We start from the raw sequence: 17,804 nt of genomic DNA on the forward strand, positions 1-17,804 counted from the left end.
GAAAACGGGGGAGATCCAGCCTCAGGGGGCTTCCTTTCCGAAGCCGCTCCTGTGTTCCCTCGAGCCTGGCGACGCTCGTCCTTTGGGCGGCGCCTCGATCGTACTGCAGACCCGGCCCGCCGAACAGGTCGGCGCCGGCCTTACCGCTGGCGCAGGATCTCGACGCCGGGAAGCGCCTTGCCCTCGAGCCATTCCAGGAAAGCGCCGCCCGCGGTCGAGACGTAGGAGAAGTCCTCGCCGACGCCCGCGTGGTTCAGGGCGGAGACCGTGTCGCCGCCGCCAGCCACGGAGAGCAGCTTCCCGGCCTTTGTGAGCCGCGCCGCCTCCTGGGCGACCGCGTTCGTGCCCTTGTCGAAGGGCTCCAGCTCGAAGGCGCCGAACGGGCCGTTCCAGACCAGCGTCTTGGCCTGCGCCAGCTTGCCCTTCACGACCTCGACGGAGGATGGGCCGATGTCGAGGATCATGTCGTCGGCCCCGACCGCATCCACGGACACGACCTTGCTGGGCGCGTGCGCCTTGAACTCCGAGGCGACAGTCACGTCGATCGGCAGCACGATCTCGCAGCCGGCCCCCTTGGCCGTCTCCAGGATCGAGCGGGCCGTGTCGAGCAGGTCCCTCTCGCACAACGACTTGCCGACGGCCTTGCCTTGGGCGGCCAGGAACGTGTTCGCCATCCCGCCGCCGATCACCAGGATGTCGACCTTCTTCACCAGGTTGCCGAGCAGCTCCAGCTTGGACGACACCTTGGCGCCGCCCACGACGGCCAGCACGGGCCGTTGCGGCGCCTCGAGCGCCTTGGCCAGCGCCTCCACCTCGGCCTGCATCGTGCGGCCCGCATAGGCCGGCAGCACATGGCCCAGACCTTCCGTCGAGGCATGCGCGCGGTGCGCCGCCGAGAAGGCGTCGCTGACCCAGATGTCGCCGTTGTCGGCGAGGTCCTTCACGAAGTCCGGATCGTTCTTCTCCTCTTCCTTGTGGAAGCGGGTGTTCTCCAGCAGCACGATGTCGCCAGGCTTCATGGCGTCGACGGCCGCCTTGGCGGTCGGACCGACGCAGTCCTCCGCGAAGCCGACCGGCCGCCCGAGATGCGCGGCCACTGCGGCCGCCACGGGCCTGAGCGACTCCTTCGGATCCGGCCCCTTCGGCCGCCCGAAGTGCGCCAGCAGCACCACCTTGCCGCCCTTGTCGGCGATCTCCCGGATGGTCGGCAGCACGCGCTCGATGCGCGTGGCGTCCGAGACCTTGCCGTTCTCCATGGGAACGTTGAGGTCGACGCGCAGCAGCACGCGCTTGTTGGCGACATTGGCGCTGTCGAGAGTGCGGAAGGCGGTCATGGTGTCCCCTGCTGAATGCGAACTGGCGCCCGAAGGCGCGTCACGGCGCCGCGCTGGAGGAACACGCTGGCGCCGGATGCGATGGCGCCCCCGGCCGCGGCGGGCCGGAGGCGCAGAGAGAGAGCGTCGCGGCTCAGATCAGCTTGGCGAGCGCGACAGCCGTGTCCGACATGCGGTTCGAGAAACCCCACTCGTTGTCATACCAGGACAGGATCGACACCAGCGTCCCGTCCATGACCTTGGTCTGGTCCATGTGGAAGATGGACGAGTGCGGGTCGTGGTTGAAGTCGATCGAGACGTTCTTGTCCGTGGTGTAGCCCAGGATGCCCTTGAGCGGGCCGTCGGCCGCGGCCTTGATGGCGGCGTTGATCTCGTCCTTGGTGGTCGCCCGCTTGGCGATGAACTTCAGGTCCACCACGGACACGTTCGGGGTGGGAACGCGCATGGCGAAGCCGTCGAGCTTGCCGTTGAGCTCCGGCAGCACCAGGCCAACCGCCTTGGCGGCGCCCGTCGAGGTCGGGATCATGGACAGGGCCGCCGCGCGGGCGCGGTAGAGGTCCTTGTGCATGGTGTCGAGCGTGGGCTGGTCGCCCGTGTAGGAGTGGATGGTCGTCATCATGCCGCGCTCGATGCCGACCGTCTCGTGCAGCACCTTGGCGACGGGCGCTAGACAGTTCGTCGTGCACGAGGCGTTGGAGATGACGAGGTGGTCCTTCGTCAGCTTGTCGTGGTTGACGCCGTAGACGACCGTGAAGTCGGCGCCCTCGGCCGGAGCCGAGACGATCACGCGCTTCGCGCCAGCCTGCAGGTGGGCGGCGGCCTTGTCGCGGGCGGTGAAGATGCCCGTGCACTCCAGGGCGACATCGACGCCGAGGTCTTTGTGCGGCAGCTCCGCCGGGTTGCGGATGGCGGTGACCTTGATGGGGCCGCGACCCACGTCGATGGTGTCGCCCTCGACCTTCACCGTGCCGGGGAAGCGGCCGTGCACGCTGTCGTAGCGGACCAGATGCGCGTTCGTCTCCACCGGGCCGAGGTCGTTGATGGCCACGACCTCGATGTCGGTGCGGCCGGACTCGATGATGGCCCGCAGCACGTTGCGGCCGATGCGGCCAAATCCGTTGATGGCGACGCGTACGGTCATGATCTCATCCTCTCCATCTGTCCCCGCCGCAACGCAAAGCAAAGGCTTAGGTTGCGATTCTGATCAAAAAAAGGGCGCGGATCAGACCCGCGCCGCCGCCTTCTCCGCCACAGCCTCGGCCGTGATGCCGAAGTGCGCGTAAAGCTCCTTGTAGGGCGCGCTCGCCCCGAACCCGGCCATGCCGACGAACAAGCCGTCCGAGCCGATCACCGCGTCCCAGCCCATGCGCAGGCCGGCCTCCACGGCGATCTTCACCTTGGCCTTGCCGACGATCTGCGCGCGCACGTCGTCCGGCTGGGCCAGGAACAGGTCCATGCAGGGCACGGACACCACGCGGGCCGCCACGCCCTTGTCAGCCAGCAGCTTCCGCGCGCCGAGCGCGATCTCAACCTCGGAGCCGGACGCGAAGATGCTCACAGCGGCCTCGCCGCCCTCGGCCTGGGCAGCCTCATAGGCCCCCTTGGCGCAGCGGTTCTCGTCGGTCGCGTCCTTGCGGAACGGCGTCAGGTTCTGGCGCGTCAGAGCCAGGATGCTCGGCGTCCCGGCGTGCTCGAGCGCGAGTTGCCAGCACTCGGCCGTCTCCATGGCGTCCGCCGGGCGGAAGACGTTCAGGTTCGGAATCGCCCGCAACGCCGCCAGGTGCTCAACCGGCTGGTGCGTCGGGCCATCCTCGCCCAGGCCGATGGAGTCGTGCGTCATCACGTAAACGACGCGCTGGCCCATGAGGGCCGACAGCCGGATCGCGGGACGGCAATAGTCGGTGAACACCATGAAGGTGCCGCCGGCCGGAATAACGCCTTTGTGTAGCGCCATGCCGTTCATGGCCGCCGCCATGCCGTGCTCGCGGATGCCGTAGTGAATGTAACGGCCGGAGAAATCCGCCGGGGTGATCGCCGTGAGATTTTTGGTTCGGGTGTTGTTGGAGCCCGTCAGGTCGGCGGAGCCGAGCACCAGCTCAGGCACGGCCTCGGTGATCGTCTCCAGCGCGAGCTCGGACGACTTGCGGGTCGCCAGCGTCGGCGGCTCCGCGGCCAGCTTCTCCTTGAGCCTCTTCATGGCGGCCTTGAAGCCGGCCGGCAGGTCCCCGCGCTGGCGGCGCTCGAACTCGGCGCGCTTGGCGGCGTCCAGCTTCGCCAGGCGCTCGCGCCAGGCTTCGTGCGCCGGCTTGCCGCGCGCCCCCGCGGAGCGCCACGCCTGGAGCACGTCCTCCGGCACGAAGAACGGCTCGGGCGAGATGTTGAGGTGCGCCTTGGCTGCCGCAAGCTCCTCGGCTCCCAGCGGCTCGCCATGCGCCTTGGACGTGCCCGCGCGCTTGGGCGCCCCGTAGCCGATCACCGTCTTGCAGGCGATCATGGTCGGACGGTCCGCCCGCTGCGCTCGCTGGATCGCGGCGGCGATGGCGTCTGGGTCATGCCCGTCCACGTGCTCGGCTGCCCAGCCGGCCGCCTTGAAGCGGGCGACCTGGTCCACGGAGTCGGACAGCGACACCGGGCCGTCGATCGAGATGCCGTTGTCATCGAACAGCACGATCAGCTTGGACAGCCTGAGGTGCCCCGCGAGCGCGATCGCCTCCTGCGAGATGCCCTCCATCAGGTCGCCATCCGAGGCGATGACGTAGGTGTGGTGGTCGACGACCTCCGCCCCATACTCGGCCGCAAGGTGGCGCTCGGCCATGGCCATCCCGACAGCGGTGGCGATCCCCTGCCCCAGTGGGCCCGTCGTGGTCTCCACCCCCTGGGTGTGGCCGTATTCCGGATGGCCCGGCGTCTTCGAGCCCCACTGCCGGAACGCCTTCAGGTCATCAAGCGCCATCCCCTTCGTGCCGGTGAGATAGAGGAGCGCATAGAGCAGCATGGAGCCGTGCCCCGCCGACAGGACGAAGCGGTCGCGATCCGGCCAATGCGGATCCGTGGGGTCGAACTTCAGGAACTGGGTGAACAGCACGGTCGCCACGTCGGCGACGCCCATCGGCAGCCCGGGATGACCGGACTTGGCCTTCTCGACGGCGTCCATGGCGAGGGAGCGAATGGCGTTGGCCATGGGGACGTGCTGGTCGCGAAAAGTCATGATCTCACCGGGCTGGAGGCGGCGCGACTGATAGCATCCTGTCTAAGCGAGTCAATGTGAGGGCGAGGCTGGGAGCAACACGTCTTTCGTCGGCAAGGGACCCGTCACGAGGGCTCCGAGCGTTGACGCTCGCTTCGCCCCCCTTCTACAGTTTTGCCAACAACGCCCCGACAAGCCGTGATTCTTGAAGGCTCGGCGCCTTGTCGCAGGCACGCACCGGGAGTCCGATGTCCAGATCAGCCTCCGTCGACCAGGCGCTCGCCCGCTTGCTGGCTTCGATCAGCGTCCTGGAGGTCGCCGCGGCGCGAAGGGCCGAAAGCGACCGATCCAAGGGCTCTCTGGAAACGGAACTGGCCCTCATGCAGGACGACCGCGCACGACTGGCCATGGAGCTCGACGGCGCCCTGTCCCATGGCAAACGCCTTGAAGCCACGACCGAGGAGTTGGCCAAGCGCGTGGACCGCGCGATCGGATCCGTGAGAACGGTGCTGGACGCCGCTTCGGGACGCAATTGAGCGGGCCCGCGGGTCCAGTGGAGGTCGAGTTTGGGTCAGGTCACCGTCACCATCGCCGAGAAGGTCTACCGCATCGCTTGCGACGACGGGCAGGAAGACCATCTGCGCGGACTCGCGGCGGAGGTGGACGCGAAAATCGCGGAGATGCGCCGGGGCTTCGGCGAAATCGGCGACAATCGCCTCACCGTGATGGCCGCCATCACGTTTCTGGACGAGCGGGAGGAGATGAAGTCCAAGCTCGCCAGGCTGGAGGCCGAGGTGGAGAGCCTGCGGTCGGATCGGGACGCGGTCCGGTCATCCCTGGGCGAAACGGAAGCCGAGATTGCGGCCGCCATGACGCAGGCCGCGGAACGCATCGAGGCCGTCGCCAAGGGCCTGGCCCCTCAGCCTCAGGGCTGAAACGCCATGAAACGGACCGGGTCTGTGCGCGTCCGCACACAGCGCGCCCTAGCTCAGGCTTCAAATAGGGCTGGCAATTCGGCCGACCTGTCCCTAGATTCGGAACGCGGGGCTGCGGGGTGCGTGAGGACAATGTATCCCCGGGGCCTTATCGATCCTAACGGGAGCTGTCCCCGCCCTTGTCCGTGGACTTGGGCACACGGCGCCCACCTACGTTGTAGGTTTCCCGGGATCGATCGTCCCACGGCCACTGTGGCTCCGCGCTTGGCATTTCAATGACGCATGCACTCGACAAGGCCGCGATCCGCCAGGAAGTTCTCGCCCGGCGTGACGCCTTGTCGGATCATGACCGCGCCCGTTTCTCCGCGGCGCTGGCGGAACACGCCCTCCCTTTTCGCGCCGCCATCCACGAAGGACCGGTTTCCGGCTTCTGGCCGATCCGCAGTGAGGTCGATCCGCGGCCGCTGATGCGGCTCTTCGCAGCGCACGGCGCTGAACTGTGCCTCCCCGTGGTGCGCAAGGCCGGCATGGTCTTCCGCTCCTACCGATTTGGCGACGCCCTGGTCTCAGCTGGTTTCGGCCTGAGCGAACCGCCAGAAAGCGCCCCGCAATCCCGCCCCCGCGTGATGTTGACGCCTTTGGCCGCGTTCGACCGGCGCGGCGACCGGATCGGTTACGGGGCCGGCTATTACGACCGCGCCATCGCCCGCTTTCTCGGGGATGGAAGGCCGCTGACCATCGTAGGCCTTGCTTTCTCCCTCCAGGAGGTGGAGCGAGTGCCGGCAGAACCCCATGACCGCAGGCTCGACTGGATCCTCACCGAGCGCGAGGTCATCCGCCCAACCCTCGTGTGAGTTCGTCCCATGCGCCTTCTCTTCCTTGGTGACGTCGTCGGGCGCTCCGGCCGGAACGTTGTCGTCGAGAACCTGCCGGCCCTGCGCGAGCGCTGGAAGCTCGACTGCGTCGTCATCAACGGCGAGAACGCGGCTGGGGGCTTCGGCATCACCGAAGCCATCTGCGACGACCTGCTGGCGGCCGGCGCAGATGTCGTCACCCTCGGCAATCACAGCTTCGACCAGCGCGAGGCGCTGGTCTTCATCGAGCGCCAGCCGCGGCTGATCCGGCCAGCCAACTACCCTTCCGGCACGCCCGGCCGCGGCGCCGCCGTGGTGGAGGCGCGCAACGGCGCCCGCGTGCTGGTGGTCAACGCCATGGGGCGGCTCTTCATCGACCCCCTGGACGACCCTTTCGCCGCCGTCGAGCGCGAGCTCGCCTCCTGCCCCCTCGGCGAGGTGTGCGACGCCGTGGTGGTCGACATGCACGCCGAGGCGACCAGCGAGAAGCTCGCCATGGCCCACTTCGTCGACGGCCGCGCGACGCTCGTCGTCGGCACCCACACGCACGTCCCCACCGCCGACCACCGCATCCTGCCGGGCGGCACCGCCTACCTGTCCGACGCCGGGATGTGCGGCGACTACGACTCCATCCTGGGGATGGCCAAGGACGAGCCCATCCGCCGCTTTCTCCAGAAAACGCCCGGCGCCCGCATGGAGCCGGCCACCGGCCCGGGCGCTCTCGCCGGCATCGCCGTCGAGGTCTGCGACAGGACGGGGCACGCCCTCGACGTGGCCCCGGTCCGCCTCGGGCCCCACCTCGCCGAGGCGCGCCCGCACTTCTGGGAGTAGGCCCGCTCCCTCCTCCGCTCGCCTTTATTTCCCGCGTGCTGCGACGTATAAGGCGCGCGCTTCATTCCGACCGGCCAGGCGCGGGGCGCCGGCCGGCTTCATCCGAGGTTAAGCCATGGCCGGCCATTCCCAGTTCAAGAACATCATGCACCGCAAGGGCCGCCAGGACGCCATGCGGTCGAAGCTCTTCTCCAAGCTCGCCCGCGAAATCACGGTCGCCGCCAAGCTCGGCCTGCCCGACCCCAACATGAACCCGCGCCTGCGCGCCGCCATCCAGGCGGCCCGCGCGGAGAACATGCCGAAGGACAATGTCGACCGCGCCATCAAGAAGGCCGCCGGCGGCGACGCCGAGAACTACGACGAGATCCGCTACGAAGGCTACGCGCCCGGCGGCGTCGCGGTCATCATCGAGGCCTTGACGGACAACCGCAACCGCACCGGCGGCGAGGTTCGCTCCTACTTCACCAAGGCCGGCGGCAGCCTGGCCGAGACCGGCGCGGTGTCGTTCATGTTCGACCGCGTCGGCGTGATTGAATTCGACGGCAAGGTCGCCTCCGAGGACGCCATGATGGAAGCCGCCATCGAGGCCGGCGCGGACGACGTCTCCTCCTCAGAGAACGGCCACGAGGTGGTCACCTCCATGGAGTCCCTGCGCGACGTCGCCAAGGCCCTCGAGGAGAAGTTCGGCGAGCCCCGCAAGGCTGCGCTCGTGTGGCGCGCGCAAAACAGCATCTCGGTGGACGACGAGGCGGGCGAGAAGATCCTCAAGCTGCTCGACGCGCTGGAGGAGAACGACGACGTCCAGAACGTCTACTCCAACGCCGAGTTCTCAGACGCCCTCATGGCCAAGATGGCCTGAGGCCGTTGCGCCGCCCCACTGGCGGCGCAGCCTCCGCTCGGGCTAACTCGGGCGCATGAGCACCCAGGCGATTCGCATCCTCGGCATCGACCCCGGCCTCCGCAACACGGGCTGGGGCATAGTCGACACGCTCGGCACGCGCCTGAGCTTCGTCGCCTGCGGCACGGCCCATTCGGACGGCGACCTCACCCTGGCGGACCGGTTGCGCCAGTTGCACGAGCAACTGGCGGCCGTGATCCACGCGCACCAGCCCGATGAAGTCGCCGTGGAGGAAACCTTCGTCAACAAGGACGCCCGCGCCACCCTCAAGCTTGGGCACGCGCGCGGCATCGCCCTCCTCGCCCCCGCCCAGGCCGGCCTGTCGGTCGCCGAGTACGCCCCGAACCTCGTGAAGAAAACCATCGTGGGCGCCGGCCACGCCGAGAAGGACCAGATCCACATGATGGTTCGCGTGCTCCTGCCGAAGGCCGACCCGCAATCCGCTGACGCCGCGGACGCGCTCGCCATCGCGTTGACCCACGCCCAGCACCGTGGGGCCCGGGCGCTCGAACGCGCCGTCCTGGCGCGGGCGCGCTGAGCAGGCGGAGCGAAGCATGATCGGCAAGCTCAAGGGAACCGTGGACAGCTTCGGCGAGGACTACGTGATCGTTGACGTCCACGGCGTCGGCTACGTCGTGCAGTGCTCGGCCAAGACGCTCGGAACCCTGAACGCCGGCGAAGCCGCCGTCCTGTCCATCGAGACCCAGGTTCGAGAGGACGCCATCCGGCTGTTCGGCTTCCGCACCGACGCGGAGCGCGAGTGGTTCCGCCTGCTGCAGACGGTGCAGGGCGTGGGCGCCAAAGTGGCGCTGGGCATCCTCTCGGTGCTGGACGGTGGCGCGCTGGCCACCGCCATCGGGACGCAGGACAAGGCCGCCGTGGCCCGCGCCCCCGGCGTCGGCCCCAAGCTCGCCGCCCGCATCGTGGCCGAGTTGAAGGACAAGGCCCCCGGCCTGGGCTCCCTCGACCCCGCGCTCATCCGCCTCGCTGGCGCCGTCGAGGACAAGAGCGCCCCCAAGCCCGTCGCCGACGCCGTCTCGGCGCTGGTCAACCTTGGCTACCCGCAGGCCCAGGCCTCGGCCGCCGTCGCGGCCGCCCTCAAGCAGGCCGGCGATGGCGCGGAGACATCGCAGCTCATCAGGCTAGGCCTGAAGGAAATGGCGCGGTAAAGCTCGTCCATGGCGCCAACCCCTCCGCCCCGCCGCCTCGTTACGCCCGAGAAGCGCGAAGACGACCTCGAGTCGTCCATTCGCCCGCTCGTCCTTGAGGATTTCGTCGGCCAGGCGGCCGCGCGCGCCAACCTCAAGGTGTTTATCGAGGCCGCCAAGGCTCGGCGCGAGGCGCTGGACCACGTGTTGTTCGTCGGCCCTCCTGGCCTCGGCAAGACCACGCTGGCGCAGATTGTCGCCCGCGAGCTGGGCGTGAACTTTCGCTCCACCTCTGGCCCGGTGATCGCCAAGGCGGGCGACCTCGCCGCCCAGCTGACGAATCTCGAAGAGCGCGACGTGCTCTTCATCGACGAGATCCACCGCCTCAACCCGGCCGTGGAGGAAATCCTCTATCCGGCGATGGAGGACTATCAGCTCGACCTCATCATCGGCGAAGGCCCCGCTGCCCGATCGGTGAAGATCGATCTCGCCAAGTTCACGCTGGTGGGGGCCACGACCCGCGCTGGCCTGCTCACCACGCCATTGCGCGACCGATTCGGCATCCCGATCCGCCTGAAGTTCTACACGGTGGACGAGCTGGAGCTCATCGTGAGCCGCGGCGCCCGGGTGCTCGGCTTCAACATGGCGCCCGACGGCGCCAACGAGATCGCCAAGCGGGCGCGCGGCACGCCGCGCATCGCCGGCCGCCTGCTGCGCCGGGTGCGCGATTTCGCCATCGTGGACAACGCGCCGGTCGTGACCCGCGCGGTGGCGGACAAGGCGCTGCGCCTGCTGGACGTCGACGCCATCGGGCTCGACCTGATGGACCGTCGCTATCTCGAGATGGTGGCCGTGAACTTCAACGGCGGCCCGGTGGGCATCGAGACCATCGCGGCGGCGCTCTCCGAGCCGCGCGACGCCATTGAGGACATTATCGAGCCCTATCTCCTGCAGCAGGGTTTCCTCCAGCGCACGCCGCGGGGCCGGCTGCTCACCGCTCAGGCCTTCCGCCACCTCGGCGTCCCGGAACCGCGCAGCGGCCCGGCGCAGTTCGGGCTCTTTGGGGGCGAGGATGAGTGAGGCGCCCGCTCACACCATCCCCATCCGCGTGTACTATGAGGACACCGACTTTTCCGGCGTCGTTTACCACGCGTCCTACCTGCGCTTCCTGGAGCGCGGACGCACCGAGTTCATCCGCGATGTCGGCGTCGACCAGGCCATCCTGCACGGCGATCACGGCTTCGCGTTCGTGGTGCGCCGCATGGCGATCGACTGGCTGAAGCCCGCCCGCATGGACGACGTGATCACGGTGGAGACGCGCCCGGCCGAGCTGAAAGGCGCCTCCATGCTCCTCGCGCAGCGTGTCCTGCGCGGCGAAGAGGTCCTGCTGACAGCCGACGTGCTCGTGGCTGCCGTCGCTAACGGTCGCCCCACCCGCCTGCCCACCGCGCTGCGCGACCGCCTCGCAACCTCTGCGTGAGACGACCGGCCGCCCTGTGGCCGGAAAGGCACGGCGGTAACCCGACGTTAACCCTGACGGGCCCTTAACTCGCATGGAAAGAAAAGGCCCGGCATTTGCAAGGCCTTCGCCCATAGTTTCGCCGGATTCCGGGGCGAGTGGACGAGAACAGCAGAAAGTTCCCGTCAACGCGTTCCGGCCGCCCGCCCAAGTTGCGGGCCTGCAGGACGAAAGGACATTGGCCCGATGAACCCGACCGACGTGATGGCCTCTGGCCTCGCCGCCCCGGAGATTTCCGTCTGGCACATGTTCTGGAACGCGAGCTTCGTGGTGAAGTTCGTGATGCTGGGACTGCTCGCCGCATCTGTGTGGTGCTGGGCCATCATCATCGACAAGACGCTGCTCTTCAATCGCACCCGCAAGGCCATGGACCGCTTCGAGGAAGTGTTCTGGTCCGGCCAGTCGCTGGAAGAGCTCTACCGCATGCTTAATGAGCGCCAAACGAGCACCATGGCGGCCGTCTTCGTCGCCGCGATGCGCGAGTGGAAGCGCTCCTTCGAGGGCGCCAGCCGCTCGGTGATGGGCCTCACCCAGCGGATCGACAAGGTGCTGGACGTGACCATCAACCGTGAGGTGGAGCACCTCGAGTCCAAGCTCCTCGTCCTGGCCACGATCGGATCCTCGGCGCCCTTCATCGGCCTGTTCGGAACCGTGTGGGGCATTATGACCGCCTTCCGGTCCATCGCCGCGTCCAAGAACACCTCGCTTGCGGTCGTGGCGCCCGGAATCGCGGAGGCGCTCTTCGCGACCGCCATCGGCCTCTTCGCCGCCATCCCGGCGGTGATCGCCTACAACAAGCTGCAGGCGGAGGCGGCCAAGCAGCAGGCCCGGCTCGAGGGCTTCGCCGACGAGTTCTCCGCCATCCTGTCCCGCCAGATCGACGAGCGGATCGCCGCCTGATCCTCCGGCCTTAGGAGATCCCCCATGGCCATGTCAGTCGCCGGAGCGGGCGCCCAGGGCGGACGCCGCCGCCGCGGCGGGCGCAAGCACCGCCCCATGTCGGACATCAACATGACGCCGTTCATCGACGTCATGCTGGTGCTGCTCATCATCTTCATGGTCGCCGCGCCGCTGCTCACCGCGGGCGTGCCGCTGGACCTGCCCCAGACCAAAGCGGCGGCCCTGAACATCGACAAGCAGCCAGTCACGCTCTCCGTGAAGGCCGACGGCAAGATCTTCCTGATGGAGACCGAGATCGGCCGCGACGAGATCGTGGACAAGCTCTCCGCCGTGGCCCAGGCCAACCAGCGGGCCGGGCAGGATGAGCGCGTTTTCGTCCGCGCCGACAAGAGCGTGAACTACGGCCTCGTGGCGGACGTGATGTCTGTTGTCACAGCCGCTGGCTACCGCAAGGTGGCCCTGCTGACCGATCCCACCCCGGCGAAGTGACGGGCCGCCCGGCGTGAAACTCGACCGCTCCCGTCCCGGCCTCGTCGTCTCCGCTCTGGTCCACACGGGCCTGCTCGCGGCGACGCTCATCGCCTTTTCGGAGACGCCGAAGTTCGATGACGCGGCCGAGGCCCTTCCGGTCGAGGTGATTACCGAGAGCCAGCTGTCGCAGATCACCAAGGGTGAGAAGACCGCCAAGGAAGCCAAGCCGGATCCGAAGCCCCGCGTGGACAAGCTCGCGCAGGTCGAGGAGTTGAAGCCCGAGACTCCCGAGCTCAAGCGCGACGTCTCGGCCCCTTCCGCGGCGGCCGCGGAGCCAGTCCCTACCCCGCCAGAGCGCCCCCGCGATACGCAGGCAGAGGCCGACGCCAAGGCAGCCGAGGAAGCCCGCAAGGCCGCGGAAGCCCAGAAGGCCGCCGAGGCCAAGGCGGCCGCTGACGCGAAAGCGAAGGCCGATGCAGCCGCCAAAGCGGCGGCGGCCGCGGCCGCAAAGGCTGCAGCGGAAGCCAAGGCGAAGGCCGATGCCGAAGCCAGGCTGAAGGCCGAGGAAGACGCCCAGGAGGCTCTGGAGAAGGCCCAGGCCGCCAAGGCCGCCGCCGAGGCCAAAGCAAAGGCTGAGGCGAAGGCCAAGGCGGAAGCCGAAGCCAAGGCGAAAGCGATCGCACAGGCGAAAGCCGAGCAGGAACGCGAGAAGGCCGAGGCCGAAGCGAAGCGCAAGGAAGAGGCCCGCCTCAAGGCCGAGCAGGAGGCCAAGATCCTGGCTGACATGCGCGCCAAGGAGAAGGCCGAGGAAGAGAAACGCAAGGCCGCCGAGGCGCGCCAGCGCGAGGCTGAGCAGAAGAAGCTGGCCGCGCTCGCCGCCCAGAAGAGCGAGAGCAAGTTCGATCCGTCCAACATTGAGAAGCTTCTGCACTCGAAGGAGAAGCCCTCACAGGCTGGCAGCACGGGCCGCGAGCTCAACCGCACCGCCTCGCTGGGCGCCCCAACGGCGACCGGCCCCAAGCTGAGCCCGAGCCAAAAGGAGGCGCTCGGCGCCCTTCTGAAGGAGCAGTTGGCGCAGTGCTGGAGCCCGCCCGCCGGCGCCGCCAACATCGAGAACCTGAAGCCCAGGATCCGCATGGCCCTGAACCCGGACGGCTCGCTCGCGGCCGCGCCGTCCCTGGTGAACAGCTCCAGCGACCCGGGCTTCGGCCCCATGGCGGAAAGCGCCATGCGCGCCATCCGCAAATGTGCGCCCTTCAAGATCCCCGCCCAATACGCGCCCAACTTCAACGATTGGCGCGACTGGAACATCACTTTCGACGCCAAGGAGATGCTGAGCTGACCGCTCGTCGCTCCCTGGCCCTGCCCTGACAACAGCAACGGTCTATCCGATGTCCCTTATCGTTCCCGATCACCTCCGCCGGGGCCCCCTCCTGTCCCGCCGCGCGGCGCTGCTGGGCGCCGCCGGACTGGCGACCGTGTCCGCGCTGCGCCCCATGGCCGCCAGGGCCGAGATCTCCATCACCATCGACCGCGGCAACTTCCAGCCCTTGCCGATCGCGATCACCGACTTCGGCGGCGCGGACCCGAACCTTGGCGCCCAGATCTCGGCGGTGATCACCAACAACCTGCGCCGCTCCGGGGTCTTCGCCCCCATCGACAAGAAGGCCTTCGTCGACAAGGCGGCCGGCATGGACGCCGCGCCCCAGTTCGAGAGCTGGAAAGTCATTAACGCCCAGGCGCTGGTCACCGGCCGCGTCATCCGCGACCCCTCCGGCCGCCTCAAGGCCGAGTTCCGCCTCTGGGACGTCTTCGCCGGCCAGCAGCTCATCGGCCAGCAGTATTTCACCGACCCGAACAACTGGCGTCGCGTCGCCCACATCATCTCGGATGCGATCTACTCGCGCCTGACGGGCGACAAGGGCTTCTTCGACAGCCGCGTCGTGTTCGTGGACGAGACCGGCCCCAAGGACAACCGCCGCAAGCGCCTGGCCATCATGGACCAGGACGGCTTCAACGTCCGCTACCTGACGCGCGGCGACGACCTCGTGGTCACGCCACGCTTCTCGCCGAACAGCCAGGAAGTGACCTACATGTCCTTCGGCGGGGGCGATCCGCGCGTCTACCTGCTCAACATCGAGACGGGCCAGCGCGAGGTGGTCGGCAACTTCCCGGGCATGACCTTCGCGCCGCGCTTCTCTCCGGACGGCCAGCGCATCGTGATGAGCCTCAGCCAGGGCGCCTCGTCCAACCTGTTCGCGATGGATCTGCGCTCGCGCAGCACGACGCGCCTCACCGACACCAACGCGATCGACACGTCGCCGTCCTATTCCCCGGATGGCGCGCAGATGGTTTTTGAATCCGACCGCGGCGGCGCCCCCCAGATCTACGTTATGCCCGCCGGGGGCGGCGGGGCCCGGCGCGTCAGCTTCGGAGAGGGGCGCTACTCCACCCCGGTCTGGTCGCCGCGGGGCGACTACATCGCCTTCACCAAGCAGAAGGGCGGCACCTTCGCCATCGGCATCATGAAGCCGGACGGCTCGGGCGAGCGCATCCTGACCGAGGGCTTCCACAACGAGGGACCGACCTGGGCGCCGAACGGCCGCTACCTGATGTTCTTCCGCGATGCGGGCGGCAGTGGCGGCGCCAAGATTTTCATGGTGGACATCACGGGACGCGTCGAGGTCCCGGTCCCCTCCCCGGCGTTTGCGTCCGATCCCGCCTGGGGTCCCCTCCTCGGCTGATCCTTTGTAGCTCTGGCGCGTTTCCAACCTGCGCGGCGGCGACTAGACTGCCTCGCGGGGCCGGCCCGGAGCCGGCGTTGCGCTCTGGGGGTGCACATGGCCGTTCTGTCCCGCATTCGCGCCGCCGCGGCGGCGCTCGTCGTCGGGCTCGCGTTGTCCGCCTGCGGCATCAACAACGTGCCGACGCTGGAGGAGCAGGCCAAGGGCGCGTGGAGCGAGGTTCAGAACCAGTACCAGCGCCGCGCCGACCTGATCCCGAACCTGGTCGAGACCGTGAAGGGCTACGCCAAGCAGGAACAGGACACCCTCACCAAGGTGACCGAAGCCCGCGCCAAGGCGACCTCCATCAAGGTGGACGCGAGCACGATCACCGATCCGGAAAAGTTCAAGCAGTTCCAGGACGCCCAGAACCAGCTCTCGGGCGCGCTCGGCCGGCTCATCGCGGTCAGCGAGGCCTATCCCGACCTGAAGTCGAACCAGAACTTCCTGGCCCTGCAGTCCCAGCTCGAAGGCACGGAGAACCGCATCGCGGTCGCCCGTCGCGACTACATCACCGCCGTGCGCGCCTACAACACCGAGCTGCGCACCATCCCGGGCCGCTGGATCGCGGCGATCCTCTATCCCTCGGCCAAGCCCATGGAGACCTTCACGTCGGCCCCCGAGAACCAGACCGCCCCAAAGGTGACGTTCTGAGTTCCTCGCAACTGTCTCGCGGTCATACCCGGCGCGCCGCAGGCGCCGGAAGCGGGATGACGGCGCGGCGCCCAGAATGAGCGGGTCGATCATGGGCCGTTTGGCTGCCTTCGTCCTCGCGCTGACGCTCAGCTTCGGCGCCGCGCTCGCGGCGCTGAGCTTTCCGCCCCTGGCCGGTCGCATCACGGACGCCGCCAACATCCTGGCCCCGGACGCCCGCCAGCGCATCGAAGAAAAGCTGAAGGCGCACGAGGACAAGACGTCCGATCAGATCGTGGTGGCGACCGTGCCGTCCCTGCAGGGGACCAGCGTGGAGGACTTCGCCAACCAGCTCTTCCGTTTCTGGAAGCTCGGCCAGGCGAAGACCAACAACGGCGTGCTTCTTCTGGTCGCCCCCAACGAGCGCAAGGTGCGCATCGAAGTGGGCTACGGCCTGGAGGGCGCGCTCACGGACGCGCTGTCGAAGGTCATCATCACGACGGCCATCGCCCCGAAGTTCAAGCAGGGCGACTTCGCCGGGGGGATCGAGGCCGGCGTGGACGCCATCATCTCTATCCTGACCGGGGACGCGGAGGAGTGGCAGCGCCGCGCCGAGATCCGCTCCGCGGATGAGCCCGGCCCGATGGACATGCTCGTGCTCTTCATCGTGCTGGCGATCATCCTCTACGTGTTCTGGCGCATGATGTCCGGAGGGGGCGGCGGCGGCAGCAGGATGCACCGAACCCGCTCCGGCAACTGGATCATCGTGCCGACCGGCGGCGGCTGGTCCGGCGGGGGCGGATGGTCCGGCGGAGGCGGCGGGTTCGGCGGCGGCTTTTCGGGAGGCGGCGGGTCGTCGGGCGGCGGCGGCGCCTCGGGGGACTGGTGACCATGCGCGCGCTCCTCACACCCGGAGACCACGCGCGTCTGGCAGACGCCATCAAGGCGGCCGAGGCCCGCACGGATGCGGAGATCGTCTGCGTCGTCGCCGGCCAGGCCAGCGACTGGCGCTTCGTGCCGGTCCTCTACGCAGCCACCCTCGCGCTTGTCGCGCCCTGGGGGCTGCTGGCCGCGACCAGGTGGGACACGGCCACCCTGCTGCTGGTCCAGTTGAACCTCTTCGCCATCGCGACGCTCGTCCTGTCCTGGCCGCCCCTGCGGTTCCGGTTGGCGCCGCGAGCGGCCGCCCGGCGCCGAGCGCACCAGGCCGCATCCGAGCAGTTCCTCGTGCGCGGCATCGGGCGCACGGAGGCCCGCGCCGGCGTGCTCATCTTCGTAGCCGTGGCGGAACGCTACGCCTGCGTGATCCCGGACAGCGCAGCGCAGGCCGCGGTCCCCCAGGAGACCTGGCGCAAGGCCATCGAAGCGCTGACGGACGACTTGCACGCGGGCCGCCCGGCCGATGGGCTGGAGAAAGCCATCGGGATGTGCGCGGACGCCTTGGCGGCCCACCGCCCGGCAGGCGCGCGGAACCGCAACGAACTCGCCGATCGCGTGATCGAGTATTGAGCCAGTCTACAGGCCGGGACCTTTGGCCGCGCCCAGGATGACGCCGGGCTTCTCGAGCGTGCCCTGCTGCAGCAGGACCACGTAGCTGTCGGCTTCGCGCTGCTGGGCCAGCGAGGCCGCGACCTCGAACGTCTTAGCTTCGCCCGTCCACGCGCCGACAGGCAGCACGCTGCGCGCCACGTTCACATAGGTGACCGACTTGCCCTTGTTCTCGCCGCGCGTGATCGTCACGTCGCAGCGGCGCTTGATCGGGACGAGGTAGACCCCCGCAGACGTCCCGGGCTCGCCTGCGCCCACCGAGACCCGAATGGAGCCCCCTGCCGCCTCCACGCTCAACGGCACGGTCATCGCGCCCTTGGCGCGGGACGCGCCCTCGGCCTGCTGCACCGCGTCCGGCTTCGAGCCGATCACGTGCGATACGCCGTCGATCACCGCCTGAGGCGTATAAACCTGCCGGTCGCCGCGGGCCTCGCTGTAGCCGCGCTGCCGCGCCGTGAAGGCGTGGTCGGCGAGCGTGTCCTTCCAGCCCAGGTAGTCCCAGTAGTCGATGGGCATGGAGACCGCCACCAGCGACGGGTCGCGGGCGAATTCGCCCATCAGCTTGTCCGCCGGCGGGCAGGACGAGCAGCCCTGGCTGGTGAAAAGCTCCACCACCGCGCGGGGCTGCTGAGCCCAGGCGCAAGCGGCCGACGCCGCAAGCGCGGCCATGGCGGCGAACGACAGGGCAGCGGGGGATCTCACGAGAAGGCCTCAGGTTTCACGGCGGCCACCATACTCGCCCGCCAACTGTGAACAAACTCAC

Annotated in this window: 20 protein-coding genes and 1 other RNA gene; 17 read left to right on the top strand and 4 right to left on the bottom strand. The window is 68.6% G+C overall.

What is annotated here, in order from left to right; translation table 11 throughout:
- Positions 1-140: 140 nt before the first annotated feature.
- From SLNSH_RS00875 to tkt, 3 genes are all read right to left on the bottom strand, one after another.
- Entirely contained in the window at positions 141-1,334 is a 1,194-nt protein-coding gene (locus tag SLNSH_RS00875; RefSeq protein ID WP_106334751.1) for a phosphoglycerate kinase, read from the bottom strand.
- Positions 1,335-1,467: 133 nt separating this feature from the next.
- Positions 1,468-2,475 (bottom strand): type I glyceraldehyde-3-phosphate dehydrogenase, encoded by a 1,008-nt coding sequence (gene gap / locus SLNSH_RS00880; protein WP_106334752.1) that lies wholly within the window; start codon positions 2,473-2,475, stop codon positions 1,468-1,470.
- Positions 2,476-2,556: 81 nt separating this feature from the next.
- Positions 2,557-4,542 (bottom strand): transketolase, encoded by a 1,986-nt coding sequence (gene tkt / locus SLNSH_RS00885; protein WP_106334753.1) that lies wholly within the window; start codon positions 4,540-4,542, stop codon positions 2,557-2,559.
- 227 nt (positions 4,543-4,769) lie between these two features.
- Here tkt and SLNSH_RS00890 point away from each other — a divergent pair, with 227 nt between their 5' ends.
- The 17 genes from SLNSH_RS00890 (at position 4,770) to SLNSH_RS00970 (ending at position 17,002) form a co-directional block, all read left to right on the top strand.
- Positions 4,770-5,057, top strand: a complete 288-nt coding sequence (locus SLNSH_RS00890; RefSeq protein ID WP_106334754.1) for a DUF4164 family protein — start codon at positions 4,770-4,772, stop codon at positions 5,055-5,057.
- A 30-nt stretch (positions 5,058-5,087) separates the two neighbouring features.
- Positions 5,088-5,456 carry a cell division protein ZapA gene (locus SLNSH_RS00895; protein ID WP_106334755.1) on the top strand — a complete coding sequence of 123 codons (369 nt, stop codon included), beginning with the start codon at positions 5,088-5,090 and terminating at the stop codon, positions 5,454-5,456.
- 106 nt (positions 5,457-5,562) lie between these two features.
- Positions 5,563-5,719, top strand: a non-coding RNA gene (gene ssrS / locus SLNSH_RS00900) — 6S RNA.
- 12 nt (positions 5,720-5,731) lie between these two features.
- Entirely contained in the window at positions 5,732-6,310 is a 579-nt protein-coding gene (locus tag SLNSH_RS00905) for a 5-formyltetrahydrofolate cyclo-ligase (protein ID WP_106334756.1), read from the top strand.
- Positions 6,311-6,319: 9 nt separating this feature from the next.
- Positions 6,320-7,141, top strand: coding sequence for a TIGR00282 family metallophosphoesterase (locus SLNSH_RS00910; RefSeq protein ID WP_106334757.1), 822 nt, complete (start codon positions 6,320-6,322; stop codon positions 7,139-7,141).
- 115 nt (positions 7,142-7,256) lie between these two features.
- Positions 7,257-8,000: a YebC/PmpR family DNA-binding transcriptional regulator gene (locus SLNSH_RS00915; protein ID WP_106334758.1), complete on the top strand. Its 744-nt coding sequence runs from the start codon at positions 7,257-7,259 to the stop codon at positions 7,998-8,000.
- A 55-nt stretch (positions 8,001-8,055) separates the two neighbouring features.
- Positions 8,056-8,577 (top strand): crossover junction endodeoxyribonuclease RuvC, encoded by a 522-nt coding sequence (ruvC, locus tag SLNSH_RS00920; RefSeq protein WP_106334759.1) that lies wholly within the window; start codon positions 8,056-8,058, stop codon positions 8,575-8,577.
- Positions 8,578-8,593: 16 nt separating this feature from the next.
- On the top strand, positions 8,594-9,208 hold the full coding sequence (gene ruvA, locus SLNSH_RS00925) for a Holliday junction branch migration protein RuvA (RefSeq protein WP_106334760.1): 615 nt from the start codon (positions 8,594-8,596) through the stop codon (positions 9,206-9,208).
- A gap of 9 nt (positions 9,209-9,217) precedes the next feature.
- Positions 9,218-10,267: a Holliday junction branch migration DNA helicase RuvB gene (gene ruvB / locus SLNSH_RS00930; protein WP_106334761.1), complete on the top strand. Its 1,050-nt coding sequence runs from the start codon at positions 9,218-9,220 to the stop codon at positions 10,265-10,267.
- Positions 10,260-10,667 (top strand): tol-pal system-associated acyl-CoA thioesterase, encoded by a 408-nt coding sequence (gene ybgC, locus SLNSH_RS00935; RefSeq protein ID WP_106334762.1) that lies wholly within the window; start codon positions 10,260-10,262, stop codon positions 10,665-10,667. The genes ruvB and ybgC overlap by 8 nt, the downstream gene beginning before the upstream one ends.
- Positions 10,668-10,892: 225 nt before the next feature.
- Complete coding sequence (tolQ, locus tag SLNSH_RS00940) at positions 10,893-11,606, top strand: protein TolQ (RefSeq protein WP_106334763.1); 714 nt, start codon at positions 10,893-10,895, stop codon at positions 11,604-11,606.
- A gap of 24 nt (positions 11,607-11,630) precedes the next feature.
- The gene (tolR, locus tag SLNSH_RS00945; RefSeq protein ID WP_106334764.1) at positions 11,631-12,095 is read left to right on the top strand and encodes a protein TolR; all 465 of its coding nucleotides are present in this window, start codon (positions 11,631-11,633) and stop codon (positions 12,093-12,095) included.
- Positions 12,096-12,108: 13 nt separating this feature from the next.
- Entirely contained in the window at positions 12,109-13,419 is a 1,311-nt protein-coding gene (gene tolA, locus SLNSH_RS00950) for a cell envelope integrity protein TolA (protein ID WP_196240191.1), read from the top strand.
- Positions 13,420-13,468: 49 nt separating this feature from the next.
- Positions 13,469-14,821: a Tol-Pal system beta propeller repeat protein TolB gene (tolB, locus tag SLNSH_RS00955; RefSeq protein WP_106334766.1), complete on the top strand. Its 1,353-nt coding sequence runs from the start codon at positions 13,469-13,471 to the stop codon at positions 14,819-14,821.
- 96 nt (positions 14,822-14,917) lie between these two features.
- Positions 14,918-15,514, top strand: coding sequence for a LemA family protein (locus SLNSH_RS00960; RefSeq protein ID WP_106334767.1), 597 nt, complete (start codon positions 14,918-14,920; stop codon positions 15,512-15,514).
- A gap of 76 nt (positions 15,515-15,590) precedes the next feature.
- Entirely contained in the window at positions 15,591-16,382 is a 792-nt protein-coding gene (locus SLNSH_RS00965) for a TPM domain-containing protein (RefSeq protein ID WP_106334768.1), read from the top strand.
- 2 nt (positions 16,383-16,384) lie between these two features.
- Entirely contained in the window at positions 16,385-17,002 is a 618-nt protein-coding gene (locus SLNSH_RS00970) for a TPM domain-containing protein (RefSeq protein ID WP_106334769.1), read from the top strand.
- A 6-nt stretch (positions 17,003-17,008) separates the two neighbouring features.
- On the opposite strand, the gene SLNSH_RS00975 is transcribed toward SLNSH_RS00970, so the two are convergent.
- Entirely contained in the window at positions 17,009-17,743 is a 735-nt protein-coding gene (locus SLNSH_RS00975; protein ID WP_245421933.1) for a DUF1223 domain-containing protein, read from the bottom strand.
- Positions 17,744-17,804: the final 61 nt, after the last annotated feature.

Origin of the sequence: Alsobacter soli, assembly GCF_003004785.1 — a bacterium.
GTDB classification, from domain to species: domain Bacteria; phylum Pseudomonadota; class Alphaproteobacteria; order Rhizobiales; family Beijerinckiaceae; genus Alsobacter; species Alsobacter soli.